Consider the following 26197-nt stretch of genomic DNA (forward strand, 5'->3'; position numbering starts at 1 on the left):
AATTAGCGCATTATTTCAATATAATGCGCTAACACTAAAAAGGACGCTGGGCAGAAATAGACAGTTGAGTGAGGTAATTTTCGTTATTAATTCGTACTGTATCTTTTTCGATATCAATAAACCCTTTTTGGCGCCAGCTGGAGACTAATCGACTCAAGGTTTCATAACGCATCCCCAATTTTGCTGCTAGTTGCCCTCGAGATAACGGTAAAATAATATTCGGTGTTAATTGCTTATTTTTTAAATCAAGAATGTAAGCTGCAAGCCGTTGTTCTGCTGAGCTCGATGTAAGCCAATCAATATGGTTAATGTTTTCATACAGTTTAGTGCTAAACCGCATAAGTAATTTTTCCATAATCTGTGGACAAGCATGACAGAGCTGCAAAATATCTCGTTTATCCAGTAGCAGTGAGTCCCCGTCTGTTTTTGCGCGTAAGCTCATTGGATAACGGTTATGTGGCATAAAAACGGCGGCAATTGCCACAATTTCCCCACCTGAAAATAAACCAAAGATTTTTTCTTCACCTAAATAAGTGTGTCGATACACTTCCATCTGCCCATTGATAATTAAAGGGCAATACTTAAAGGTATCACCTTCATAGCTCACAATTTCGCCACTTTTAAATTGAATATAGCCACAATTTTCAAGTAATAACGCTAATTTTTGCTCTTCAATACCGGAAAATAATGGGCATTTTATAAGCGCTTCGATCGATTGAGTGTAGGGAAAAACATTTTTGACAAATGTCATAGGTCATCCTCTTCAGGCACCTTAGAATAGCTTGAGTATAAATGATAATCATACACATTATCAATTAAGTTATTGGCAGGGAGTTGAATAACCATATGATAAATAATGTTTTTAAAATAGCAGTAACATTTTCTATGTTCGGGTTAGTGGTTAATGCGAGTGCATCTCAAGCAGTTGATTTTACGGATATGTCCGGTGATAAAATTCATTTATCTGCCCCTGCAAAACGTATTGTTGTGATCCCCATTCCTGCGGCGTCAATGCTAGTGGGTATGGATGAAAGTAGTGAAAAATTAGTCGGTATGCATCCCTTTGCCAAAGTTGCAGCTCAGGAAGGAATGCTTGGAAAGATGTTTTCGCCTGTGTTACAGGTTAATTCGAATGTTGTTGGTAATAATTTCACACCGAATATTGAAGCATTGCTCAATGTTGAGCCTGATTTAGTATGGCAATGGGGGCATAGAGGTGACGATATTATTTCCCCGATGCGAGATGCGGGGCTGACTGTTGCAACACTCGGTTATGGGCAAGAAAGTTATACCCAAGAGTGGATCCGATTAATGGGACAAACTTTAGGGCATAACGAAAAAGCCAATGAAATGATCCTGTGGCGCCAACAAGTGGTGAACACGCTTTCCGCTACTACAGCGAAAATTCCTGAATCAGAGCAACCTAAAGTTCTTTATCTGTCCCACTTTAATCAAAGTATTCAAACGTTTGGTTCAACATCTCACAACAATGCCGATTTTGCATTAGCGGGAGGGGTGAGCTTAAATCGGGATTTAACGGGTCCAAGAACACTGAATATTGAGCAAATCCTACTTTGGGATCCCGATATCATTTTACTCGGTAATTTTGAAGAAGGTTTATCCCCTGCGGATGTATATGGTAACCCAATGTTGAGTGACGTTACCGCAGTTAAAAATCAACGAGTTTATAAACTGCCGATTGGCGGGTTTATTTGGGATGCACCAAACCAAGAAACCCCATTGTACTGGCAATGGCTATCAATGGTGTTTCACCCTGAAACCACCAATATTCCTTTACGCGAAGAAATTCGTCAACGTTATCAGCAGCTTTATGGTTATCACGTCACGGAAGATCAAATCGATGGGGTTTTACAGATTGAGCTAAATAAAAATAGCCTGCATTACCTTTCTCTGATGGGTAAGCCAAATGCGTAGTCCTTATATGCTCTGGATGACTTTTGGGATGAGTTTCCTTTTTATATTTTTGTTGGCGTTGAGTCTTGGGCGTTATCCGGTCTCATTTTCTTCTGTATTTCATATTCTCTATGATGCAATTTTAGGGAACGAAAGCGGGGGAAATTATAGCCGTACGGAACAAAATGTGGTGCTGAGCGTTCGATTACCACGAGTTTTGATTGCCGGTATTGCGGGGGCTGGTCTTGCCGTTGCGGGAGCCGCTTTACAAGGTATCTTCCGTAATCCTCTTGTCGGGCCGCAAATTATTGGTGTTTCTTCTGGCGCTGCGTTAGGCGGAGCTTTAGCTATTTTACTGTTTTCCTCACTATTGATAACTATCTCATTTGCTTTTATTGGTGGGTTGGTGGCGATTATGTTGGTTTTTTTATTAGGTATGAATCGCCAAGGAAGCCCGCTACTGATGTTGATCCTCGCAGGCGTCATTATCAATGCCTTTTTTGCTGCACTCATTTCATTGATTACCTATTTTGCAGACCCTAATAACACGCTGCAAACCATTGTTTTTTGGTTGATGGGGAGCTTTGCTAGCGCTTCTTATCTAAAGCTCATGATTGTACTGCCAGTTGTTTTGTTTTCGATATTGATTATTTTTGCTTTGCGCTTTCGTATTAATGTGCTGTCACTAGGAGAAGAAAATGCACAGGCTTTAGGCATGAAAATCAATCGAACGCGTTGGGCAGTGTTACTCAGTGTCACATTGATCACCAGCGCTACAGTCGCAGTATCTGGCACTATTGGGTGGGTAGGGTTAATTGTTCCCCATATTGCGCGAATTGTAGTAGGGCATGATCACCGTATTTTGTTGCCTGCCAGTGCTGTGATTGGTGGGATTTATATGATTGGTGTAGATACCTTTGCTCGGAGTATTACCAATGCAGAAATTCCACTCAGCGTCATCACGGCTTTAATTGGAGCGCCTATTTTTGCGATTTTAATTCATGCGCTTAATAAAAAGGTGGCTGATTTATGATTGACGTAAAACATCTCAATTTTTCGATAGGTCAGCGACAGTTATTCACTGATTTAAGTTTCAATCAGCCTAAAGGGAGTATTGGGGCTATTTTGGGTCCCAATGGGAGAGGGAAAACCACTTTATTGCGGTTATTGTTGGGGTTACAAAAAGGCATGCAAGGTCAGGTATCTCTAAATGCTCCCGTTGCGTATGTGCCACAACTTACAGGCTCTTTGTTTCATTATTCTGTACGTACTATGGTGAGCCTAGGGCGTATTCGCCATCTACCTTGGTATGCTTCACCCAGTGAACGCGATAATCAAATTGTTGAGCAATGCTTGGATTATTTAGGTCTACGTCGTTTTGCCAGCCAACAATTTAATCGATTGAGTGGCGGTGAAAAGCAAATGGTCATGATAGCCAGGGCACTTGCCAGCGAACCTCAAATTTTAATTTTGGATGAGCCTACCTCTGCATTGGATTTAGCCAATCAAGATAATGTTCTTAGTACGTTACGTGATTTAGCCCAACACCGTGAAATGACCATTTTATTTACTAGCCACTATCCACAGCATGCTCTGCATATTGCTGACCATTCGTTATTACTGTTTAACGAAGGGCACTGTTTATTTGGTGAATCTCAACACATTTTAACGGAACAAAACCTTTATCAACTCTACCAATTACCGGTGGCAATTATGCCCATTCATGAGCAAAGCAGAGAAATACAAGGGGTTGTTCCACTGTTTAGATAATTTTTGAATGAGCATAAACAATCAATAGCATTAAGGAATGTGAAATTATGAGCGATAACACAATAACGCCTGCTGAAGCCTTAACTATCAGCACACTAATTAACTATACCGAACAAGGGATTGCCAGCCGAGTTTTAGCTAAAAATGGCGGGGGAAATATGACTTTATTTGCCTTTGATAAAGGTCAGGCATTATCTGAACATAGTGCTCCTTTTGATGCCATTGTGATGGTTGTTGAGGGCAGTTTGTTGCTGACGATTAACGGTGAATTGGTGACAGCTAAACCGGGAACTATAGTCAGAATGCCAGCGAATATTCCTCATGCTGTTGATGCGCCTGAGCCCGCCAAAATGCTGTTGGTGATGTTGCGTGAACCGAATCATGAGTGTAACCATTAGTTTGGAGATTATTTATGGAACAATCATTTACTGCGCATGAGGCAGGGCATAAATTTTTAGCCCGTCTTGGGAAAAAACGCTTACGTCCCGGCGGAAAAATTGCTACTCAGTGGTTACTGAGCCAATCTGGTTTAAATAAAGATAGTCAAGTACTTGAAATTGCATGCAACATGGGAACGACTGCCATTGAAATTGCTTCACAATATCATTGTCATATCACAGGTATAGACATGGATAAACACGCCTTGGAGAAGGCTCAAAAAAATGTAGACCAGCATGGTTTAACGGATTTAATCACTCTCCAAATGGCTGATGCGTCAAAATTACCCTTTGCTGATAATAGCTTTGATGTGGTGATCAATGAAGCCATGCTAACAATGTACGGAGATAAAGCGAAAGCAAAATTATTGCAGGAGTACTATCGTGTATTAAAACCCGGAGGTTGCTTATTAACCCATGATATTGCGTTTAAAGATGCGCAGGATCCACAAGATATTGCGGCAGAAATGCATCAAGCTATTCATGTAAAAGCACAACCGTTACCTCAAGCTCAATGGATTGATTTATTTAAGCAAGCAGGCTTTCAGAGCGTACTGTCTAGTACAGGACCAATGACCTTATTGTCACCAAAGGGGCTGATTTATGATGAAGGCTTACTTGGTACGATAAAAATTATTCGAAATGCATTAAAAAAAGAAAACCGACCTCAATTCTTACGGATGTTCCGCCACTTTCGAAAAAATCGTGGAAAATTAAACTATATTGCCGTTGCTAGCGTGAAATAAGGAAGCCCAAAAATACGCGCAAGGAAGCGCTAAATTGTATCTAGCCTCCGTACTTTGAACAGAGAGCTTAAAACGTTAATCTGAGTACTATTAACTGCTTTCAATAGGCAATTTCTAACCGATAAGATTAAGCAATTTTCTTACGAAACAGATAATAGGCAAGATTACTGGTCACTAATGCAATAATTAGCAAAGGCCATAAACTGTGAAAAACCACTGAAAAATCTGCATCTTTGAGGTAAATCTGTTTAGTAATATCCGTAAAGTGACGAATAGGGTTGATCCAAGTAATATCTTGCAGCCATACAGGCATATTCTCTACTGGAGAAATATAGCCGGACAGCAAAACGGCGGGCATCATAAATACAAACACCCCAATAAAAGCTTGCTGCTGAGTAGAGCAGAGCGCAGAAATTAATAATCCAAATCCTACCAACGATAATCCGTAAAATACCATTGTGCCGTAGAACAGTAACAGAGAACCGGCGAATGGAATTTGGTAGCAAAAAATCCCAATGATTAGCACCAAAGTTGCTTGAGCGGTCGCCACCACCAAGGCTGGAACCGCTTTTCCGATAAAAATTTGCCATGTGGTGAGTGGGGAGACTAATAGTTGGTCGAGCGTCCCTTGCTCCCGTTCTCGGGCAATCGACAGTGAGGTCACAATTAACACGCCAATCGTAGTGATCAAGGCGACCAGTGATGGCACGATAAACCATTTATAGTCTAAATTGGGGTTGTACCAGTTACGGACAATCAGCTCACTATTATTCGGTTGAATTTGTGTTTTGCTCAGCTCTTGCTGATATTGCATCACAATTTGCTCGATATAATTGGCCGCAATTTGTGAGCTATTTGAATTTCGTCCATCCAACAATAGCATCATATTCGCAGTATGGTGGCTGGCGATATTCGCACTAAAGTTCTGGTTAAACCTGACGACTAATAATGCTTTCCGGTTATCAAGAGTTTCACGGATCTCATGCTCATTTTTTAACAGTAAAACATGGGAAAACGCACTGGCTTTAGCGAGACGCTGAGTAAGCTCAATGGAATGCTCTCCACTATCTTGGTCAAAAATCGCGATAGTAGTATTGGTGACTTCCAACGTTGCCGCAAGAGGGAATAAAATCATTTGAAAAATCACGGGCATAATCAAAATAATTCGAGTCTGTTTTTCTTGCAACAAAGATTGCAGCTCTTTCATTATTAAGGTGTAAAGGCGATAAAACATAGGCCCCTCAATCCAAGCGACGGCGAGTTTTTAATGCCGTTAAGCCGATAAATAAAATAGCGGATGCGATTAGCAATAAAAAGTCAGTGAGTAAAACTAAATAAATATCACCCGCTAAAAATAGGGTTTGTAGACTACTGACAAAATAACGAGCAGGGATAAAGTAAGTCACTACTTGAATGAATGCTGGCATGCTATCAATTTCGAAGATAAATCCAGATAACATGATTGCAGGTAAAAATGCCGCATTTAGTGCGACCATGGCTGCATTAAACTGATTACGAGTAATAGTAGAAATTAATAATCCCATCCCTAAGGCCGTGGCGAGATACAAACTGGTGATCACAAATAACACCAATAAAGATCCCCGATAAGGAATATTGAGTACAAAGGTTGTCACCAACATACACAAAATCATCACAAAAGAACCAAGTACTTGGTAAGGTAATAATTTTGATAGCAATAATTCAGTGCGTGTTATTTGTGTGGAGAGTAGCGCTTCCATCGTCCCACGTTCCCATTCTCGAGCAATCACTAGCGAGGTTAAAATCGCCCCCACCACTGTCATGATAATGCTAATTGCCCCTGGGATAATAAAGTGCTGACTCAACGCTGCTTCGTTAAACCAATAACGCATATTCAATTCAATCAATGGATCAGTGGGATAGCCTTTGTTCTCCCCCTGTTGCACGAGCCAAGTATGCCAAACACCTTTGGTATAGGCTTGAACAAAATTGGCGGTATTGGGTTCGCTACCATCTGTGATCACCTGAATAGCGGCGTGTCCATCTGGGCGCAAGAGTTGCTCGGAAAAGTTCACTGGGATCACGACAATTCCACGAATTTCACCGGCTTGCATTTTATTGATCAGTAAATGGCGATCGTTGCTAATGGTCGCATCAATAAAGGGGGATCCCGTGAAGGTATCAACCAATTCGCGGGCTTCTTGGCTTTGCTGATCCATTAAAATACCCACACGCAATTTACTGGAGTCTAAATTGATTCCATAGCCGAAAATAAATAGCAGCATCAAGGGGATGACAATAGCAATTAACGCGCTGCTTGGATCGCGAACAATTTGTTTACTCTCTTTCCAGCATAAGGCTTTTAGCCTACGCCATGAAAAGCGGGAGGTGGCAATACTCATTTTTCCTCCTGTTGCTTGTCATAGTTAGCAATCAGTTCGATAAAAGCATCTTCCATGGAAGGATTTGAATTTTCAGTGCTCGCTACTTGTTGTTTAAGTTCGTCAGGGGTTCCTGCCGCAATAATTTTACCGTGATAAACCAGACCTATACGGTCACAATATTCGGCTTCATCCATAAAGTGAGTGGTCACCATCACGGTAACACCTTTATCAACCATTCCATTAATATGTAGCCAAAACTCACGGCGGGTGAGTGGGTCAACACCGGATGTTGGCTCATCTAAAAACAGAATATCGGGCTCATGCATTAGAGAACAGGCAAGGGCAAGACGCTGTTTATAGCCTAATGGTAGTGAATCGGTAATTTGGTTAATGATCGGATTAAAGTTAAACGCATCGACCATCTCCTGTATTTTTTTGGTTTGTTTTTTATGATGTAAACCGTAAACACCTGAGAAGAATTTTAAGTTTTGTCCGACTTTAAGATTGCCATACAAAGAGAACTTTTGTGCCATATATCCCAGATGCTGGCGGGCTTTATTAGAGCTGGTTTTTAAATCCATCCCAAGCACTAATGCTTGCCCATCTGTTGGTTTCATTAAGCCGCACATCATTTTAAATGTCGTGGATTTTCCCGCGCCATTGGGGCCTAATAAGCCAAAAATTTCCCCGCGTTTAACTTGGAAATTAACTGTATCGGTTGCGGCAAAGTCCCCAAATTTTTTGGTTAGATTACGGGCTTCAATCACCGTTTCGTTGGGTGCTGGTGGAATTTGGGGAACGATTGATGCCAATTCTGAACGATGTGATGGCCCACCGCCGAGCAAATCAATAAATGCATCTTCAAAACGCGGTTCGGCGGGCAGTAATTTTTGTTGCCCCATATTTAATGCGTTGAGTAAATTTTCTTGGGATGCATCGGGCTTCAGTATTAAACGGATATAGCGTCCTTGGATCACACCATCGGTGGTTTCAGGAAGAACGAGGGCATCCTGTAAAATTGTTCGTTTTTTAGTGGCTGGAACGTCCAACAAAAAGGAGCGTCCAGCCATGTGTTGTGTCAACTTTTCAGGTTCTCCGCTATACAGCAGTTTACCTTTGTTTAGCAGAAGTACTTCCTTACACTGTTGTGCTTCATCCAAGTAGGAGGTACTCCAGAGGATCAACATACCATCATCAGCAAGGGTGTGTACCATTTGCCAGAGCTCCCGTCGAGCGATGGGGTCGACGCCGACACCAGGCTCATCGAGCAATAACACTTTGGGTTTGCCGAGTAAGGTACAAGCGAGTCCGAGCTTTTGCTTCATTCCTCCTGACAGCTTTCCTGCCAGACGTGCAGTAAACGGTGCTAAGCTGGTGAAGGCTAATAATTGTTGATAAGTTTGTTGACGTTCTTCACCAATCACACCGCGCAAATCAGCATATAAATCGAGATTTTCTTGTACCGTTAAATCTTCGTACAATCCAAACTTTTGCGGCATGTAACCCAAGTTTGCACGCACCTCAATGCTATCTTTAATAGGATCTAATCCCATGATGCTGATGTTGCCTGAATCGGGTTTGAGTAGCCCAGCAAGCATGCGCATTAGGGTGGTTTTTCCTGCCCCATCTGGACCCACTAACCCTGTTACTGAGCCACCATGGATAACCGTAGTTAAGCTTTCAACGGCGGGGGAATCTAATCCTAAAAAGGTCTTTTCGACCCCTTGTAGGTGGATGCTGTAATCTTGAACCATAATCTGCCCTATTTTTGAGCATCAGTGAATTGGATAGTTACAGGCATTCCTTGGCGTAGTTTGTCATTGGGGTCATCAACAATGATGCGCAAGCGATAGACTAAATCGGTCCGTAGATCCGGTGTTTGTACACTTTTAGGGGTAAATTCTGCGGTAGGGGAAACAAACCCAATGGTGCCGTGATAAGGGGTATTGGGCTGGCTATCGGTATACAAGAGAACTTTGCTACCGGGAATTGCATCACCTAAATGTGCTTCACTGACGTAGGCTCGGACCCAAACTGGATTTGTTAACGTGACACTGAATACAGTATTGCCAGCACCAATGATCGTTCCTGGCTCAATAGCTCGCGTCAAAATTGTGCCATCAGATGGCGCAGTAAGAATGGTGTCTGCAAGATCTAATTCAGCTTGTGCTACAGCGGCTTCCGCTTGTAGCCATTCACCGCGTGCGGCCGCAATTTCCTCTTGGCGAAAACCACTTTGGTATTGATTGAGTTTATCTTGGGATGCTTTTAGCGCTGCAAGGGTTTGATTGCGATTATTTCTTGCATTATCAAGGTCATTTGCTGAAATTAATCGTTGAGCTGCTAGCCCTTGTTGACGTTTAAAAAAGCTGTCTGCGTATTGCCAAGCTGCTTGCCGTTGAGCCACTTCCGCTTCTACTTGCGCAATTTCTTGGGTACGGTATCCACTTTCTTTTAATGCTAATTGGGCTTTTGCACTATCACGAACCCCTTTAGCTTTATTGAGAGCGTTGATATAGGGGGCATCATCAAGTTTCCCTAATTGCTGCCCTGAGGTGACTTTAGCACCTTCATCCACATCTAAAGATGCTAGTTTACCGCCGACACGGAAACTAAGGTTAACGGTTCGCACATCCACATTACCATATAGGGCTAATGATGGGCTCTGCATTGATTGGTAGTAGTAGCCACCTGCAGCTGCGATTAATATGACAATAATAAGAATAATAACGGAACGGCGTTTATTGTTCATAGCTAACCTTAATAATGGATAAGTTTATAACTTAAAACTAGGGTTTGACTTTATCCATGCATCATATCACTTTTCTGTCTGTTGGCGTTGACGTAATCCCAATAATAGAATGTCAATGTGTTCAATAAGGACTTGATTAATAATTTTAAATTCATCCTCGTTGATATGTTTCCAGCCAGTTTGCCTAAGCAGCGTTTCTCGCGCAATTCGGAAAGAGAGTGTTTCTCCTAGAATGGCGTGGGTATGAATCAACGTCGCTAAGTTATTGGGGTCTGCGCCAATATAGATAGAAATTAAACGATTTAAACGCGAATGAATTGGACCAAGAGCTTGTTCATGGATGATGGCATAGGCTTCAGTAGGGTTGAGTTGCTCTCGGGCTAAAATACGTGAAAAGCTGAGATTTTCTTTTTTTAGTTGGAAAAAGTTATAGGAGATGATGGTTGTTTTAAGAAGACCTAATGCCTCTTCGGGTTCTTGAGAGTTAACGGATAAGCTCAAAAAATCATCTATCTTAGATAAGGTTTCAGAGAAACTTTCTTTTATATTATTCGCAATTTCTTGCGCTACAGCGAGGTAAAGCCCTTCTTTAGAGCCAAAATAGTATGAAATGGCAGCAATGTTTTGCCCAGAGGCGTGTGCTATTTTACGAGTGGTTGCGCCATCAATACCTTGTTCTCCATAAACATCAGCTGCGGCAAGAAGAAGCTGATATTTGGCATTTTCCCCACGCAAAGTTGGCGATGAGTTTGTGTTCATAAACATTCCTTTTTAATACAGAATAAAATTATTTTCAGTATGCTCTTGATTGGCACTTACTATTTTTGAGATTCGTAAACTGATTTATCTCAGTTTTGTCTACGTATATATACTATATAAAGCAGATTTTGTATTAGTTTACTTATAAATCTAAATTAATATATTTATCACAGTCAAATGATGGTAGAATTTTTGCATATCGCATGGCAGTTTGCGCTTTTTCTTTTCTTAAATATCAAACCTTCCCCCTAGAGCTGCCCAAAAATTTGAAGCGGTGAAGCCCGGAGTAAATAACTTGACTAGTTTTTCTGACCTCGCGTTAAACGAGGAAATCTTGCGTGCCATTAATGAATTAGGCTACGACAGCCCTACGCCTATTCAACAACAAGCTATCCCAGCAGTTTTGGCTGGCAATGACTTATTAGCCAGTGCTCAAACAGGGACAGGTAAAACCGCAGGTTTTACTTTACCTATTTTACAGAAGCTCGTTGATGCGCCACGCAGTGGAAATAATCGTCGACCAATTCGAGCATTAATTTTAACACCAACTCGAGAATTAGCGGCTCAAGTGGCAGAGAATGTTAAAGAATATAGCCGCCACTTAAATATTCGCTCGTTCGTCGTATTTGGTGGTGTCAGCATTAACCCTCAAATGATGAAACTTCGCAGTGGCGTGGATGTACTAATCGCTACGCCTGGTCGTTTACTGGATTTAGAACATCAAAATGCAGTGGATCTGTCACAGGTAGAAATTTTAGTGTTGGATGAAGCTGACCGAATGTTAGATATGGGATTCATTCACGATATTCGCCGAGTGATCACTAAATTACCTAAAAAGCGTCAAAATTTACTGTTTTCTGCAACTTTCTCGGATGATATTAAACAGCTGGCGAGTAAATTGCTTAATAATCCAGTTTCTATTGAAGTGGCTCCACGTAATTCGGCATCAGAGCAAGTGACTCAGTATGTTCACTTGGTCGATAAAAAACGTAAAGCTGAATTACTCTCGTTCATGATTGGACGTGAGAATTGGCAGCAAGTGTTAGTGTTTACTCGAACTAAACATGGTGCTAACCGTTTAGCAGAGCACTTGAATAAGGATGGAATAAAATCCGCCGCAATTCATGGTAATAAAAGCCAAGGAGCACGTACCCGCGCTTTAGCTGATTTTAAATCAGGGGATATTCGCGTATTAGTTGCGACAGATATTGCAGCACGAGGCTTGGATATTGAACAACTTCCACATGTTGTTAACTTTGAGCTACCGAATGTGGCTGAAGATTATGTCCATCGCATCGGTCGTACTGGGCGTGCAGAAGCAACTGGTCAGGCAATTTCATTAGTCTGTATTGATGAAGTTAAGTTACTTAAAGATATTGAAAAGTTACTGAAAAAATCCATTCCAGTTATGGCGATTGATGGTTATGAGCCAGATCCTTCAATCAAAGCTGAACCTATTCAAAAACCGTCTCAACGTAATGATCGCCGCCCTTCAGAAAATCGTGGTGGCAATGATAGAGGAAGCCGTGGCAATGACCGCCCTCGTCGCGGTAACGCTAATGCAGGCAAAGGTAAATCTGAGGCTTCTTCCGGTTCACCATGGAAAAGCGCACAAAAAAGAGTGAAACAGGGGCGCAGTGAAAGCTAATGCGTGTGTTATTAGCCCCGATGGAGGGGGTTCTTGACTCTTTAGTTCGCAGTTTATTAAGCGAAGTGAATGATTATGATTTGTGCATTACTGAGTTTGTGCGAGTCGTAGATACGTTATTGCCGGAAAAAACTTTCTATCGGTTATGTCCTGAGCTACGTCATGGTAGTCGAACACCTTCAGGAACGTTAGTTAGGGTGCAGCTGTTAGGGCAGCATCCTGAATGGTTGGCTGAAAATGCCAACCGCGCTATTGAACTGGGTTCATGGGGGGTAGATCTCAATTGTGGTTGCCCATCAAAAACGGTAAATGGAAGTGGCGGTGGTGCGACGCTCTTGAAGCAACCAGAGTCGATATATCGCGCTGCAAAAGCGATGCGTGATGCCGTGCCTAAAGAGCTTCCTGTTTCTGTCAAAGTTCGTCTTGGTTGGGATAGTAGCCAATTTTCGCATGAAATTGCGGATGCTGCTCAACAAGCGGGGGTAACTGAGCTGACAGTTCATGGTCGAACCAAAGAAGATGGCTATAAAGCAGAGTGTATTAATTGGCAGGCAATTGGTGATATTCGCCAAAGATTGTCTATTCCAGTGATCGCCAATGGGGAAATTTGGGACTATGAAAGTGCCAAACGATGCATGGAAATTACTGGATGTGATTCTATTATGATTGGTCGTGGCGCGCTAAATACTCCAAATTTAAGTCGAGTGATTAAGCAGAATGTTGCTCAAATGCCTTGGGAACAGGTTGGAAAGTTATTGTTTAAGTACACCGAGTTAGAAAAGCTAGGTGATACTGGACACTATCATGCCGCACGTATCAAACAGTGGTTAGGTTATCTGCGTAAAGAGTACCCGCAAGCGGATACGTTATTTTCTCAAGTAAGAGCATTAAAAAATGCGAGTCAAATTGCTGAAGTTATTGCTCATCATGTTGAATATGGCTCGATATCAGCCATCTAAAAAAGAACTAATTTGCCAAAATTTGAGATACAGTCTTTAATATAAAGTGTATGGCGGTGATTAAATGAATAATAGGTCATCACTGTATGCAACCAACTAAAGCATTTATTTAGTGCAACTTACATTTCGGAGGCGTCAAATGGGAGTTATTGCTTGGATCGTGTTTGGTTTAATCGCCGGTGTTTTAGCGAAATGGCTTATGCCAGGAACCTATCAGATGGGTTTTATCATGACGACAGTATTAGGGATCGTCGGTGCGGTTGTTGGGGGGTACATTAGTACTTTCTTTGGCAAAGGTAAGGTCGATGGCTTTAATTTTGGTAGTTTTATTGTCGCAGTTATTGGCGCAATAGTGGTGCTATTTTTAGCCGGAATGTTTATCAAATAGAGCACTGTATTTTCTCTGAATAACTAGATAATGATTAAAGCCGCATGTTATGAATTTTGCTAAATAACATGTGGCTTTAATTTTTTTGCATGGAATCTCTTGATTATACGAATTTTTGGATAGATGAAATGTTTAGTGACATATGTTCAAATAGCTTTTGTATAAGAAACCCATTTTTTGAGTAGTGCCAAGTAATATAGTTATTTTCAATAAGGGAAAGAGACATTTTTCCAACATTAATATGATTTTCTAATACTGGGTCAAACTCTAATGTTCGATAAGAATATAGATAGAAAGTCATATTTTCTAAATTTATTGTATTAAAGCAACTTGTAATATATCGATTTGAATTCTTAAATATCACTAGGTGCATATTAACTGTCTGTTGCCATAGGATTTCTTTTTTTAAGCTGTTCATTAATATATTACAGATTATCTTATTATCATTATAGTCCATTTGATGACCTCATATCTTTCTTGCCGAAATACTAAGAGTATTATTTATGTAATCCAGTAATATAGTAACTTCATCTAAATATCTTAAGTGAAGAAAGTAAGTTATTTCATCATAGTTTTTTATGGATAAAATACATTTAGTATTAATAATATATTGATTTATTAATGCCGATAATTTTTTATCTTTTGTGTCGATGAACGAAATGTAATTATGTAATGATAATATCTTTCGATGCAACATTATTTTATGCGAGTTTTCATTGTTGAATTGAGATTCTGATATCATAGTAAAATAATCATTTAGCAATCGGTTTAACTTATCTTTATGAAAATAAAAGGAAGCCTTTTGATTAAATTTAACTGTTAAATTTGTTGTTTGTAATAAAACCCATAATGTTGCTGTTGTACCAATAAAAGTGGATAAAGTACCTAGGTTTATAACCCATAAATTCCATGGTATGTTCATGAATACGGTGCTCCATTTAAATTGAAGCCGTTAATTATTTTATTAAATATTTATAATAAAAATATTTTAAAGTGGATAAGTAATAAATAGCTTCCTCATAGATAATTTTTAATATGAGGAAGCCAAATAATTAGGGTTCGATTGGGAGACCGTTATCTTGCCCCCATTGAGCCCAAGACCCATCATAAAGGCGTACATTATGATTACCGAGCAGAACTAGTGCCATTAATACGACAGCGGCTGTCATACCAGAACCACAGGTTGTTACTGAAGGAGCATGGATATCTACACCGTGTTCAGCAAAAATAGCTGCGAGCTGTTCTGGATTTCGGTATTCGCCATTATCGACAAGTAAATCCCAAGGTACGTTTTTACTGCCTGGAATATGCCCCATTCTTAAGCCGGGGCGAGGCTCTGGTGCTTGAGCTAAAAAACGAGCCGCTGCACGGGCATCGATAATTTGCGCTTGACCTTGGTTAACGATATCAAGCATTTGTTGCTGGCTTAATGCATTCGCATCTTGGCGGCTTGCAATAAACTGTTGTGCTGGTGGAGGTGTGACTTTACCTGATTGAGTCGCGAAACCAGCCTCTTTCCATGCCGTTATGCCGCCAGCAAGTATTTTGACCTGTTTACAGCCTAGCGTTGTGAATGTCCACCATGCTCGAGGAGAAGAAAATAAATTATTCTGAGCATAAATAATAACTTGGGTATCATTACCAATACCCATCAAGCTAACAGCTTGGCTGAAGGTTTTCTCATCTGGCAACATATGAGGAAGATCAATTGTCTTGTCAGCAACCTCATCTTGATTAAAAAATTGGGCATTCGGAATATGTTCGTCTAGATAATGTTGGTAACAGTCATAAGGTGCAGTTGGCGGTGGAGTTGAAACGTCAAGTACCACAATATTGCTATCTGAAAGGTGTGTATTTAACCATTGTGGCGTAACAAAATAATCGTTGTACATAAGCGTTCTCCATCCCAGATTGATAATTAACTCGCTATTAATTGATTTGATTAGGCGCAGGTAATATAGATGATGATTGAGTTTGATTTTGCTCTAAAGGCGTGGTGGAGCGTGTATAGATATTCATGCCAGCTAACACAATTCCGCCAACTGAACTCAACGCGCACAGAGCGCAAAATGCGATGACAAACTTTTTCATTTTTTATTGCCTAAGTCATAATTTAAGAAACCAAAGTATAACTGGATGGTTCTTGCAAACAAGTTAAACGGGCTTTTTTCTTACGATGAAATTGGGGTTTTGCGAAAGGCTTTCCAAAATTTGTGTATAATGGGTATTAATACAGTAGTTTTGCGAACGGTTTCGCAAAAAGTGGATTAGGCTTTTTTCTTCCTGATCCTAATTAGTTATGTTATCTCCCTAACTTGGTCGCCTGCGTAATTTATGTCCCTATCAAATACAGTAAAACAGCAAATAACCCAATGGTATAAAGGGCTATCAGAACAAATAGATGGTTTTATACCTCGGGCTCCTCAGCGTCAAATGATTGCTGAAGTCGCTAAAAATTTAGCTGATGAAGATGGGCGGCATTTAGTCATTGAAGCACCGACGGGGGTAGGAAAAACATTATCTTACTTAATTCCGGGTATTGCTGTTGGGCGAGAAGAAGGAAAAACGTTAGTCGTGAGTACGGCTAACGTCGCGCTGCAAGATCAAATTTTTAGTAAAGATTTACCCTTGTTGAGTAAAATCATTCCCGACCTTAAATTTACAGGCGCTTTCGGACGTGCTCGTTATGTCTGCCCTCGCAATTTAGAAGCCATCTGTGCTGCGGAAGGGGAGCAAATAGACTTAATGTTATTGGTAGAGGACAAAACGGAAATCGCCAGTAGTGAAGAGCGGGCTATGTGTCAGCAACTGCGTAATGATTTTCACAGTTTTACTTGGGATGGGTTAAGGGATCATCACAAACGGGCATTTAGCGATAGTCTCTGGCGCAAGGTAAGTACAGATAAAATGAACTGCCTTGGACGTAACTGCCAGTTCTATCAGCGTTGTCCGTTCTTTATTGCTCGCCGTGAAATTGAAGATGCCGATGTGGTTGTTGCAAACCATGCTTTGGTGATGGCTGCAATGGAAACCGAATCTGTTTTACCTGATCCTAAAAAATTGCTATTAGTGCTTGATGAGGGGCATCATATCCCAGATGTAGCAAGGGACTCGCTAGAAGTTGAAGGGGAAATTACGTTAGTTCAAATTACGGCACAGGTGGATAATTTTCTCCATCATGTGGGGCAATATATGGCTCAATTTCGTCCAGCGAAGCCCCCTAAATTAGCTAATCCAGAAAAATTACAATTACATGCTGAAAAACTGAGAGAATGTTTTCGTGATTTTTCGTTATTAGCGAATGGGTTATTGCCGGAAACTGCAAAAGACCCTGAGTATTTATTTCCAATGGGCGTGTTACCTGAAGCGATGCAATTATGCTGTCAGGAGCTTTTTAAGTTAACCGATGCATTACGTGGTTTATCCGAATCTATTTTAAATGATTTAACTGAGCAAACCGCCAAGCAGGATATTGTCCGTTTACACCGTTCAATCTTAGTGACTAGCCGCGCCATGGGTTACTTTGAAAATATGGCAAAGTTATGGCGCTTAGCTTCCCTAGATCAAAGTTCTGGGGCGCCTATTTCAAAATGGCTCAGCCGACGTTATGAAAAAAATCAGTCACGGATATTTCTGCACTGTGCTGGGATCCGTGTTAGTGAACAATTACAGCATCTGCTGTGGCGAAATGTACCTCATATTGTTATTACTTCCGCGACATTGCGTTCATTAAATAGTTATTCTCGTTTTATGGAATTAACGGGGTTATCTGAAAAAAGTGATGACCGTTTTGTTACGCTTTCTTCACCTTTTAATCATGTAGAGCAAGGCAAAATTATTATCCCTAAAATGCAATATGAGCCAACAATGGTAACTGAAGCTCAGCATTTAGAAGAAATGGCCGCATTTTTTCGCCATCAATTTACGCAGGGAAATCATCGAGGTGTGCTGGTTTTATTCAGTAGCCAACGAGCAATGGACGGCTTTTTAGAACATGTAAAAGATTTACGTCTACAACTTTTAGTTCAAGGTGACCAGCCTCGATATCGTCTGGTTGAGACCCATTGTGAACGTATTAAGCAAGGGCAAACAAGTGCTTTGATTGGTCTACAGTCATTCTCTGAGGGGTTAGATCTGAAAGGTGAGTACTTAACTCAGGTGCATATCCATAAGATAGCTTTTCCACCAGTGACTAATCCTGTCATTATCACTGAAGGGGATTGGTTAAAATCACTAAAACGTTATCCATTTGAGGTACAGAGTTTACCCAGTGCTTCATTTAATTTGATTCAGCAAGCAGGGCGTTTAATTCGCAGTCATGAATGCTATGGTGAAATTATTATTTATGATAAGCGCTTAATAACAAAGAATTATGGTAAACGCTTATTAAATTCATTACCTATTTTTCCCATAGAGCAACCCGAAATGCCGAAAATAGATAAATAAAAAGAGACCACCGAAGTGGTCTCATGGTCAATTTATATGACTCTATTTTACGACACTACTCTATATTGGCTTCTAACATCCACAGGAATTTATCCAAATCACGGGATGCGGCAGTAAACATATCTGCTGTATTTTCATCTTCAACGTCATCAATCGCCTTGCGGATATCATTAGCGACTACTGCATAACGATCGGCTAAGGCTTTTAAATGATCCTGAACTGAATGAATATCAAGAGGATAAGCTTCCAAAGCAGTAAATTTATTCACTTGCTGGACAGTTCCTGTTGCGATGCCTCCAAGTTGTACAACACGCTCTGCAAACTCATCAAGATGTTCAACAATCGTAGTTCTGAAACTATCTAACATTTCATGTATGGCAATAAAGTTACGACCACGCAGGTTCCAATGTGCTTGCTTTGTGATCAGAGAAAGATCGGTAAAATGGACGACCATCATGTTCAATATATTGATAGTTTCAAGTTTTACGCTGTCTTCAATATCATTACGGCTATATAAAAGTTCGCTTGAAGAGGTTTTAAATAATTTTGCAGTATTCATAATGTTTCCTCTCTTAAATATAAATTCATTCAATTATTTTGTCTGTAGATAAATATAAAAGATTAAATTGAGTTTGTCATAAAGTAATAATCGATTACTTTAATAGGTGCGCTCGATAGATGATTTTTGAGGATGTTGGGATGAGGATAAAATAATTAATTTATATGTCAGTTTGATGAATGAATATTTAATTATTCATGATGAGAAATAAGGTTAGTAATTTCTTACTAACCTTATTTAAAATAAATAATCTATATTTTATAGGACGCTATGAGACTTCTTTTATTTTAGATTTTGGTACCGCAGTAGAGGTGGAACCAATAGAGGCGCATACAATACAGAGCAGAGCTAGCCATTGGGTCATGGTTAAGTGTTCTTGTAAGAATACGATACCTAAAAATGCACCCATACAAGGCTCTAGGCTCATTAATGTGCCAAAAGTTCGCGCAGGAAGTTTAGTTAATGCGATCATTTCCAATGTATAAGGAAATGCCGTAGACAAAATAGCGACGGCAAGTGCAATGGGTAAAATAGCTGGGTCAAACATGGCTTCTACCCCAGTCTGCATTAAGCCGATCGGGAAGAAAATTAATGCGGAAATGAGTGAGCCAACCGCAACGGTTGCTGCACCATAACCGGCTCCTGCACGTTTTCCGAAAATAATATAAGTCCCCCAGCATACACCCGCACCTAAAGCATATGCTGCACCTAAAGGATCAATAGCGTTAATTTCATCACCAATAGGCAATAAGAAGAGTAGCCCAGTAATGACAAGTCCAATCCATAAAAAATCGATAGGACGGCGCGATGAAAACATCGCAACAGCTAAGGGGCCTGTAAACTCTAGGGCGACGGCAATGCCTAAAGGAATTCGTTCTAGTGCCAAATAAAATAGGTAGTTCATGGTTCCGAGGGACAAACCATAAGCGAGTAGAGGGACTAAAGAGCTTTTTCTGAAATTTAAGCGCCAAGGTTTAAAAATCACACATAGGATAATTGTGGCTAATAATAGACGTAAGCCTGTCACCCCTGGAGCGCCGATAAGTGGAAATAATGTTTTAGCCAAAGAGGCGCCACTTTGAATAGAGGCCATTGCAAGTAATAGTAACCCTATTGGCAATAATGGAAATGCACTCTTTTTAGTATCGGCAGACATGAATAAATAAACCTCAAAAAACGATAAAACCCAGCAGTTTTTTACAGTCAAAGTGGGTAAATCTATAAATAAAGTACCACTTGCGAGTCTATTTACCCTAAGCAAGCATAATGTGGGCAATTATCTCATAGAACGTAAGTAGTTTATATTGCTTTATTCAAGAGGTGTTTAATTGCGATTTATTATTTCATTTAAGATAATCAGTTAATAATATGATGCTAAAGATTGAGAGTTAAGCTTTCTTGTGGGAACCTTGTAAGTTCGCTCAGTAGAAAAATGAGAATAGGAAGAAAGAGAATAAGATGCAAAAAATTAAAAGTGTGGCGGTTTATTGTGGTTCAAGCTTGGGTTCTAACGAAATTTATAAAAACCAAGCCATTGAGTTTGCGAAAGAAATGGTTAAACGTGATATTACGTTAGTGTACGGTGGCGCTAGCGTGGGCATCATGGGTATTGTTGCGGATACCGTTTTATCTTTAGGTGGTAAAGCGATAGGGGTGATCCCATCGTTACTTGAGCAGCGTGAAATTTCCCATAAAAATTTGTCTGAGCTGTATCGCGTAGAAACTATGCACGAACGTAAAAGCAAAATGATTGAGTTAGCGGATGCATTTGTTGCTATGCCCGGTGGATACGGGACATTAGAAGAATACAGTGAAGTGTTTACATGGAGCCAGATTGGCTTACATACTAAACCGTGTGGGCTATTTAATATTAACAATTTTTGGCAACCATTGATTGATATGACCAATAAAATGGCAGATGAAGGCTTTTTACATGAAAAATATCGTCATATGGCAATCGTTGAGTCCACTCCTGCTAGCCTGTTAGACCAATTTGAGACTTATGTTGCTCCACCAGTGAAAACTTATGATTAATTGAGTTTATGGCTGTGGTGTAAATTCCTATCTTCATCAGTCCCCTATTTTTAGCTCGCGCATTAACAAAAACAGAACAAGATCTAAGCGTTCAATTATGGCATAATGCGCGGCTATTTATCCCTATCGTACTTCAAGTCACTGAAGGTCAGTCATCAGCTGAGCTCATCAATGACGCTACAAAGATTAATTTAAGGCATCGCAGTGTTAACAACCAACAATATCACTATGCAGTTTGGCAGTAAGCCACTGTTTGAAAATATCTCAGTTAAATTTGGAACGGGCAATCGTTACGGTTTAATCGGCGCGAATGGCGCGGGTAAATCAACCTTCATGAAGATTTTAGGCGGGGATTTAACACCAACCGCAGGTAACGTGAGCACCACAGATCCTAACGAACGTATTGGTAAATTACGCCAAGACCAATTTGCATTTGAAGAGTTCACTGTCTTAGACACTGTCATCATGGGGCATGGCGAGTTGTGGAGCGTTAAGCAAGAACGCGACAGAATTTATGCGATGCCAGAAATGAGCGAAGAAGATGGCTATCGTGTTGCTGATCTGGAAGTTGCTTACGGTGAGATGGATGGTTACAGTGCTGAATCTCGTGCAGGCGAGTTATTATTAGGCGTTGGCATTCCCGTTGAGCAGCATTATGGCCCGATGAGTGAGGTTGCACCCGGTTGGAAACTACGTGTACTTTTGGCTCAAGCGCTGTTTTCTAATCCTGATATTTTATTGCTGGATGAGCCAACCAACAACTTGGATATCGATACGATTCGCTGGTTAGAGCAAGTTCTTAATGATCGTAACTGCACCATGATCATTATTTCCCATGATAGACACTTCTTAAATACTGTTTGTACGCATATGGCAGATTTAGATTACGGTGAATTACGTCTGTTCACCGGTAACTATGATGAATATATGATTGCAGCAACTCAAGCAAGAGAGCGTTTATTATCGGATAACGCGAAGAAAAAAGCGCAAATTGCCGAGCTTCAATCTTTTGTTAGCCGCTTTAGTGCTAACGCATCAAAATCAAAACAGGCGACTTCTCGTGCTCGTCAAATTGATAAAATTCAACTGGATGATGTAAAAGCTTCCAGCCGTCAAAACCCATTCATTCGTTTTGAACAAGAGAAAAAACTGTTCCGTAACGCCTTAGAATTAGAAGCGGTAACAAATGGTTATGACCAAGGACCTCTGTTTAAAAATGTGAATTTATTATTGGAAGTTGGCGAAAAAATGGCTGTCATCGGTGCCAACGGTATCGGTAAAACAACATTTTTGAAAACCCTTATGGGGGAAAAAGCCCCAACGAGCGGTATGGTCAAATGGTCGGAAAACAGCAGCATTGGTTACTATGCGCAAGATCATGCAGATGAATTTGAAACTGACCTGAATGTTTTTGATTGGATGAGCCAGTGGAAAAGTGAAGGCGATGATGAGCAAGCAGTACGCAGTATTTTAGGTCGCTTACTGTTCTCTCAAGATGATATCAAGAAAAAAGTATCTGTTTTATCCGGTGGTGAACAAGGGCGCATGTTATTTGGTAAGTTAATGATGCAACAACCAAATATTCTACTTATGGATGAGCCAACTAACCACTTAGATATGGAATCTATTGAATCATTGAACTTAGCGTTGGAACTCTACCAAGGGACGTTGATCTTTGTATCCCATGACCGTGAGTTCGTCAGTTCATTGGCAACACGCATCCTTGAAATTAGAGAAGATAAAATTATTGATTTCAAAGGTACTTATGATGAGTATCTGAAAAGCCAAGGCGTCACTCTCTAATATTTAAGTCATTAAAAAAGCCCCGTTGATAAAGACTATTCCTTAAAAATAGCCAATCAATGGGGCTTTTTAACTTTTAGGTAAAACTAGTTTTTCTTCACAAACTCAGATTTCAGCTTCATTTGACCGAAACCTTCGATTTTACAATCGATATTGTGGTCACCTTCGACTAAACGGATCCCTTTTACGCGAGTTCCGATTTTCAGCATAGATGAACTTCCTTTCACCTTCAGATCTTTGATGACAGTGACGGTATCGCCATCGACTAATAAATTGCCATTCGCATCTTTTACAATCAGTTCATCAATTTCTGTGGCAGGCTCTGCATCATTCCATTCATGAGCACACTCAGGGCAGATATACATATCGTTGTCAGTATAGGTGTATTCAGACTGACATTTTGGGCAAGGAGGGAGTGACATATTCATGCTCTCAGTAATAGTTCAAATAGATAGGGACAACCAAGGCTTCCCGAAAGGGGGATAGTATAAGATGAAAGAAGAGAAAAATGAATTTTTAGGAATATTCCTAATTTTGATTTAATCAATGGCGAGGAAAGCCCTCGCCATAAAAAGTTACTTGCAGACCTCACAATGAGGATCTTTACTCAGTTTAAATTGGCGAAAATCTAGTGTCATTGCATCAAATAACAGCACTTTACCAGTATTTACTTTCCCATATTGGGTGAGTAATTTGATGGCTTCCATCGCTTCTAATGTACCGATCGTACCGACTAATGGCGCCATAACGCCAGCTTCAACACAGGTTAAGCTATTTTCACCGAAAAGCCGGCTAAGACAGTGATAACAAGGCATTCCATCTTCATAGGTGAACACGGACAATTGACCTTCCATGCGAATTGCTGCGCCAGAAACCAACGGTATTTTATGGGCTAAACAGAGGCGGTTGAGTTGCTCGCGAATAGCCACATTATCGGTACAATCCAGTACGACCTGATGTTGACTGACTAATGTATCAAGTTGTTGCTCGTCGAGTTGAGCATTGAATGTCTCGATCTTAATATGCGGGTTGATAGCAGCAAGTTGTGCTTTTGCAGAATCCACTTTTGGCTCGCCTATCGTGGCGTCACGATGCAGGATTTGGCGTTGTAAATTGGATAGGGATACCGTATCAAAATCCACTAATGATAAGTGTCCAACACCAGCAGCAGCAAGATATTGAGTCGCTGCACAGCCAAGACCGCCCAATCCGATAACCAGAACTTTACTTGCCTTTAGCTTTTCCTGCCCATCAAAATCAAACCCTCGCAGGATGATTTGGCGGTTATAGCGTAGCATTTCCTGATCACTAAGTTCTTGCACGGCGCTCACTCACTTTTTAATAAGTAATTGAACATTTCGACATCCACCATTTCACCCGCAGTGACTTTCTCACGCTCACGTTCTAATACAATAAAACAATTAGCTTGGCTGAATGAGCTGAAGATATGCGAGCCTTGGTGACCTGTCGTAGAGACCTGAAGTTGACCTTGTTCATTGGTGCTTAAAATACCGCGTTGGAAATCAAGTCGACCCGGTGATTTTTTTAGTGGGGTAGTGACTGGGACTTTAAAGCGTACAGGGGCTTTCCATTGACTATGGCCTGACAGTCGCGCAATTAATGGCTGTACTAATTGGTAGAAAGTGAGTGCTGCGGAAACGGGGTTGCCTGGTAAGCCGCAAAACCATGCGGAACTTAGTTTGCCGAATGCGAATGGTTTACCCGGTTTAATGGCTAGTTTCCAGAAGCCAATTTGCCCCAGTTCGTCAAGAATTTGTTTGGTATAGTCGGCTTCGCCAACAGAAACACCGCCACTGCTGATGACTAAATCAGCTTGCTGATTAGCTTCAATAAAGGTTTGTTTTAATCTCTCCGGTGAATCAGGGATCACGCCAAAATCTAAAACTTCGCAATTTAACTTTTCTAACATTAGGCGTACAGCAAAACGGTTAGTATCATAAATTTGCCCTTCGGCAAGGGGCTGTCCCACGGCTTGTAGCTCATCACCAGTTGAAAATACAGCGACTTTCAAGCGGCGTTGAACTTTCACATTAGCGATGCCCAAAGAGGCAATTAACGGTAATTGAGCGGTAGACAGTAGAGTACCTGAAGGGAACACTGCGCTGCCTTCAGTAATATCTTCTCCAGCTTTACGAATATTATTGCCTAGCTTAAAACTCTCCGTAAAAATAATACCTTGTTCAGTCTGTTCTGCCGACTCTTGCATGACGACGGTATCGACACCCTTAGGGATCGGCGCGCCTGTCATGATCCGCACGCAGCATCCTGCTGGTAACTCTCCAACCATTGGATTTCCTGCAAAGGATTTACCGGCAACAGGCATCGGCGTTTTTCCATCCCAATCCGCAAAGCGTAGGCCATAGCCATCCATCGCTGAGTTATCAAAAGGAGGAACATTGATGGGAGAAATCAGGTCTTCAGCAATAATTCGTTGGGCAGACTCAGTAAGTGGAATGATTTCTGTGCTAGTCACTGTGGTGGTTTGAGAAAGAAGTTTTTCTAGTGCAAGCTCTAGAGAAATCAAATCGTTAGTATGGCACTGGTCCATAAATAGTTACCCCTCACTATAGTTATTGGCCTTGAGGCTGAGAATAGATTCGTTGGCGGTATTATGGCAGATATCGGGCATTGGGTGAATGAATAGAAATTGATTGCAGATAGCTTTTGGGCAGATTGTTTGGCGATTTAGATTCTTTCATTCGTGGGTACAGGGTTTTAGATAAAAAAGCTAAAATAAAGTGTGTTATTAAATGCATTTAAATAATGAAATAGTAATTTAAACTTAGATTAGTATTCTTAATCAATCCGTGCGGTAACCTGCAAATATTTCACACGACTTATTGATGTATTGCTGGATTATCTGCATCTGCTGTTTTAGAGTACCGCGCACACCTGCATTTTTATAATAAATAGATATACCATCTGTGGAGGATCACATGTCATCTCTGAGTAAAGAGGCCGAATTAGTTCATGCTGCTTTGGAAGCACGAGGACTTGAAACACCGTTGCGTATTCAACCAAAATCAGGTGAAGATCGTAAGCAACTGATTGAAGGGCATATGACAGAGATCATGAAGTTGCTGAACTTGGATTTAAGCGATGATAGCTTAGCGGATACTCCGCGCCGCATCGCTAAAATGTATGTCGATGAAATTTTCTCGGGATTAGATTACGCGAATTTTCCAAAAATTACTGTCATTGAAAATAAGATGAAAGTGGATGAAATGGTGACGGTGCGTGATATTACGTTAACCAGTACTTGCGAACACCATTTTGTGACTATCGACGGTAAGGCAACGGTGGCATATATTCCAAAAGATACCGTGATTGGCTTATCCAAAATCAACCGTATTGTTCAGTTTTTTTCCCAGCGCCCACAGGTTCAAGAGCGTTTAACTCAGCAAATTTTAGTCGCATTGCAAACGTTACTGGGAACAACTAACGTTGCTGTTTCAATCGATGCCGTACATTATTGCGTAAAAGCCCGCGGTGTTCGTGATGCAACCAGTGCAACGACAACGACATCTTTGGGCGGGTTATTTAAATCAAGTCAAAATACACGCCAAGAATTCTTACGTGCGGTTCGCCATCTATAATC

The 26197-nt window shown here is 40.7% G+C and carries 25 protein-coding genes; 12 read left to right on the forward strand and 13 right to left on the reverse strand.

Features of this window, described 5'->3' with window-relative positions; translation table 11 throughout:
• Window positions 1-34: 34 nt before the first annotated feature.
• Window positions 35-751, reverse strand: a complete 717-nt coding sequence (locus PR761_RS04360; RefSeq protein ID WP_154611005.1) for a Crp/Fnr family transcriptional regulator — start codon at window positions 749-751, stop codon at window positions 35-37.
• A 95-nt stretch (window positions 752-846) separates the two neighbouring features.
• Here PR761_RS04360 and PR761_RS04365 point away from each other — a divergent pair, with 95 nt between their 5' ends.
• The 5 genes from PR761_RS04365 to PR761_RS04385 are packed head-to-tail and all read left to right on the forward strand — an operon-like array spanning window position 847 to window position 4867.
• The gene (locus PR761_RS04365) at window positions 847-1935 is read left to right on the forward strand and encodes an ABC transporter substrate-binding protein (protein WP_112836399.1); all 1089 of its coding nucleotides are present in this window, start codon (window positions 847-849) and stop codon (window positions 1933-1935) included.
• Window positions 1928-2947 (forward strand): FecCD family ABC transporter permease, encoded by a 1020-nt coding sequence (locus PR761_RS04370; protein ID WP_112836401.1) that lies wholly within the window; start codon window positions 1928-1930, stop codon window positions 2945-2947. Before PR761_RS04365 ends, PR761_RS04370 begins: the two co-directional genes overlap by 8 nt.
• Window positions 2944-3684 carry an ABC transporter ATP-binding protein gene (locus PR761_RS04375; RefSeq protein ID WP_154611006.1) on the forward strand — a complete coding sequence of 247 codons (741 nt, stop codon included), beginning with the start codon at window positions 2944-2946 and terminating at the stop codon, window positions 3682-3684. Before PR761_RS04370 ends, PR761_RS04375 begins: the two co-directional genes overlap by 4 nt.
• 47 nt (window positions 3685-3731) lie before the next feature.
• Entirely contained in the window at window positions 3732-4082 is a 351-nt protein-coding gene (locus PR761_RS04380; RefSeq protein WP_006812713.1) for a cupin domain-containing protein, read from the forward strand.
• 14 nt (window positions 4083-4096) lie between these two features.
• The gene (locus tag PR761_RS04385) at window positions 4097-4867 is read left to right on the forward strand and encodes a class I SAM-dependent methyltransferase (RefSeq protein WP_126459299.1); all 771 of its coding nucleotides are present in this window, start codon (window positions 4097-4099) and stop codon (window positions 4865-4867) included.
• 127 nt (window positions 4868-4994) lie between these two features.
• Here the strand turns inward: PR761_RS04385 and PR761_RS04390 are convergent, their stop codons facing one another.
• From PR761_RS04390 to cecR, 5 genes are all read right to left on the reverse strand, one after another.
• On the reverse strand, window positions 4995-6101 hold the full coding sequence (locus tag PR761_RS04390; RefSeq protein ID WP_039853986.1) for an ABC transporter permease: 1107 nt from the start codon (window positions 6099-6101) through the stop codon (window positions 4995-4997).
• 7 nt (window positions 6102-6108) lie between these two features.
• Complete coding sequence (locus PR761_RS04395; protein ID WP_006812710.1) at window positions 6109-7248, reverse strand: ABC transporter permease; 1140 nt, start codon at window positions 7246-7248, stop codon at window positions 6109-6111.
• Complete coding sequence (locus PR761_RS04400; RefSeq protein WP_112836403.1) at window positions 7245-8984, reverse strand: ATP-binding cassette domain-containing protein; 1740 nt, start codon at window positions 8982-8984, stop codon at window positions 7245-7247. The genes PR761_RS04395 and PR761_RS04400 overlap by 4 nt, the downstream gene beginning before the upstream one ends.
• An 8-nt stretch (window positions 8985-8992) precedes the next feature.
• Complete coding sequence (hlyD, locus tag PR761_RS04405; protein ID WP_006812708.1) at window positions 8993-9982, reverse strand: secretion protein HlyD; 990 nt, start codon at window positions 9980-9982, stop codon at window positions 8993-8995.
• 66 nt (window positions 9983-10048) lie between these two features.
• The gene (gene cecR, locus PR761_RS04410; protein ID WP_115164092.1) at window positions 10049-10747 is read right to left on the reverse strand and encodes a transcriptional regulator CecR; all 699 of its coding nucleotides are present in this window, start codon (window positions 10745-10747) and stop codon (window positions 10049-10051) included.
• Window positions 10748-11036: 289 nt separating this feature from the next.
• Between cecR and rhlE the strand changes: the two genes are divergently transcribed.
• The 3 genes from rhlE (at window position 11037) to PR761_RS04425 (ending at window position 13736) form a co-directional block, all read left to right on the forward strand.
• A complete protein-coding gene (rhlE, locus tag PR761_RS04415) occupies window positions 11037-12389 on the forward strand; it encodes an ATP-dependent RNA helicase RhlE (RefSeq protein WP_039853984.1) in 1353 nt (450 codons plus the stop codon).
• Window positions 12389-13348, forward strand: a complete 960-nt coding sequence (gene dusC / locus PR761_RS04420; RefSeq protein ID WP_006812705.1) for a tRNA dihydrouridine(16) synthase DusC — start codon at window positions 12389-12391, stop codon at window positions 13346-13348. Before rhlE ends, dusC begins: the two co-directional genes overlap by 1 nt.
• Window positions 13349-13487: 139 nt before the next feature.
• A complete protein-coding gene (locus tag PR761_RS04425; RefSeq protein ID WP_006812704.1) occupies window positions 13488-13736 on the forward strand; it encodes a GlsB/YeaQ/YmgE family stress response membrane protein in 249 nt (82 codons plus the stop codon).
• Between the two features lie 1052 nt (window positions 13737-14788).
• On the opposite strand, the gene sseA is transcribed toward PR761_RS04425, so the two are convergent.
• Window positions 14789-15628, reverse strand: coding sequence for a 3-mercaptopyruvate sulfurtransferase (gene sseA / locus PR761_RS04430; protein ID WP_112836409.1), 840 nt, complete (start codon window positions 15626-15628; stop codon window positions 14789-14791).
• Window positions 15629-15665: 37 nt separating this feature from the next.
• A complete protein-coding gene (locus PR761_RS04435; RefSeq protein WP_006812700.1) occupies window positions 15666-15827 on the reverse strand; it encodes a hypothetical protein in 162 nt (53 codons plus the stop codon).
• A gap of 243 nt (window positions 15828-16070) precedes the next feature.
• Between PR761_RS04435 and dinG the strand changes: the two genes are divergently transcribed.
• The gene (gene dinG / locus PR761_RS04440) at window positions 16071-18182 is read left to right on the forward strand and encodes an ATP-dependent DNA helicase DinG (protein ID WP_126436533.1); all 2112 of its coding nucleotides are present in this window, start codon (window positions 16071-16073) and stop codon (window positions 18180-18182) included.
• Window positions 18183-18237: 55 nt separating this feature from the next.
• On the opposite strand, the gene dps is transcribed toward dinG, so the two are convergent.
• Both dps and rhtA read right to left on the reverse strand, forming a co-directional pair.
• Window positions 18238-18741, reverse strand: coding sequence for a DNA starvation/stationary phase protection protein Dps (gene dps / locus PR761_RS04445; RefSeq protein WP_006812697.1), 504 nt, complete (start codon window positions 18739-18741; stop codon window positions 18238-18240).
• A 268-nt stretch (window positions 18742-19009) separates the two neighbouring features.
• Window positions 19010-19897 carry a threonine/homoserine exporter RhtA gene (rhtA, locus tag PR761_RS04450; RefSeq protein ID WP_006812696.1) on the reverse strand — a complete coding sequence of 296 codons (888 nt, stop codon included), beginning with the start codon at window positions 19895-19897 and terminating at the stop codon, window positions 19010-19012.
• A 302-nt stretch (window positions 19898-20199) separates the two neighbouring features.
• Between rhtA and PR761_RS04455 the strand changes: the two genes are divergently transcribed.
• A complete protein-coding gene (locus PR761_RS04455) occupies window positions 20200-20775 on the forward strand; it encodes a TIGR00730 family Rossman fold protein (protein ID WP_006812695.1) in 576 nt (191 codons plus the stop codon).
• A gap of 204 nt (window positions 20776-20979) precedes the next feature.
• A complete protein-coding gene (locus tag PR761_RS04460; protein ID WP_039853983.1) occupies window positions 20980-22578 on the forward strand; it encodes an ABC-F family ATPase in 1599 nt (532 codons plus the stop codon).
• 86 nt (window positions 22579-22664) lie between these two features.
• On the opposite strand, the gene PR761_RS04465 is transcribed toward PR761_RS04460, so the two are convergent.
• The 3 genes from PR761_RS04465 to moeA form a co-directional block, all read right to left on the reverse strand.
• Complete coding sequence (locus PR761_RS04465) at window positions 22665-23000, reverse strand: zinc ribbon domain-containing protein YjdM (protein WP_039853981.1); 336 nt, start codon at window positions 22998-23000, stop codon at window positions 22665-22667.
• A gap of 153 nt (window positions 23001-23153) precedes the next feature.
• Window positions 23154-23900 carry a molybdopterin-synthase adenylyltransferase MoeB gene (gene moeB, locus PR761_RS04470; protein ID WP_071599536.1) on the reverse strand — a complete coding sequence of 249 codons (747 nt, stop codon included), beginning with the start codon at window positions 23898-23900 and terminating at the stop codon, window positions 23154-23156.
• Between the two features lie 5 nt (window positions 23901-23905).
• A complete protein-coding gene (gene moeA, locus PR761_RS04475; protein ID WP_115164095.1) occupies window positions 23906-25147 on the reverse strand; it encodes a molybdopterin molybdotransferase MoeA in 1242 nt (413 codons plus the stop codon).
• 388 nt (window positions 25148-25535) lie between these two features.
• On the opposite strand from moeA, the gene folE reads away from it, so the two are divergent.
• Window positions 25536-26195, forward strand: coding sequence for a GTP cyclohydrolase I FolE (gene folE / locus PR761_RS04480; RefSeq protein ID WP_006812689.1), 660 nt, complete (start codon window positions 25536-25538; stop codon window positions 26193-26195).
• Window positions 26196-26197: the final 2 nt, after the last annotated feature.

This window comes from Providencia sp. PROV210 (genome assembly GCF_028479445.1).
In the GTDB taxonomy this organism is placed as follows: Bacteria; Pseudomonadota; Gammaproteobacteria; order Enterobacterales; family Enterobacteriaceae; genus Providencia; species Providencia rustigianii.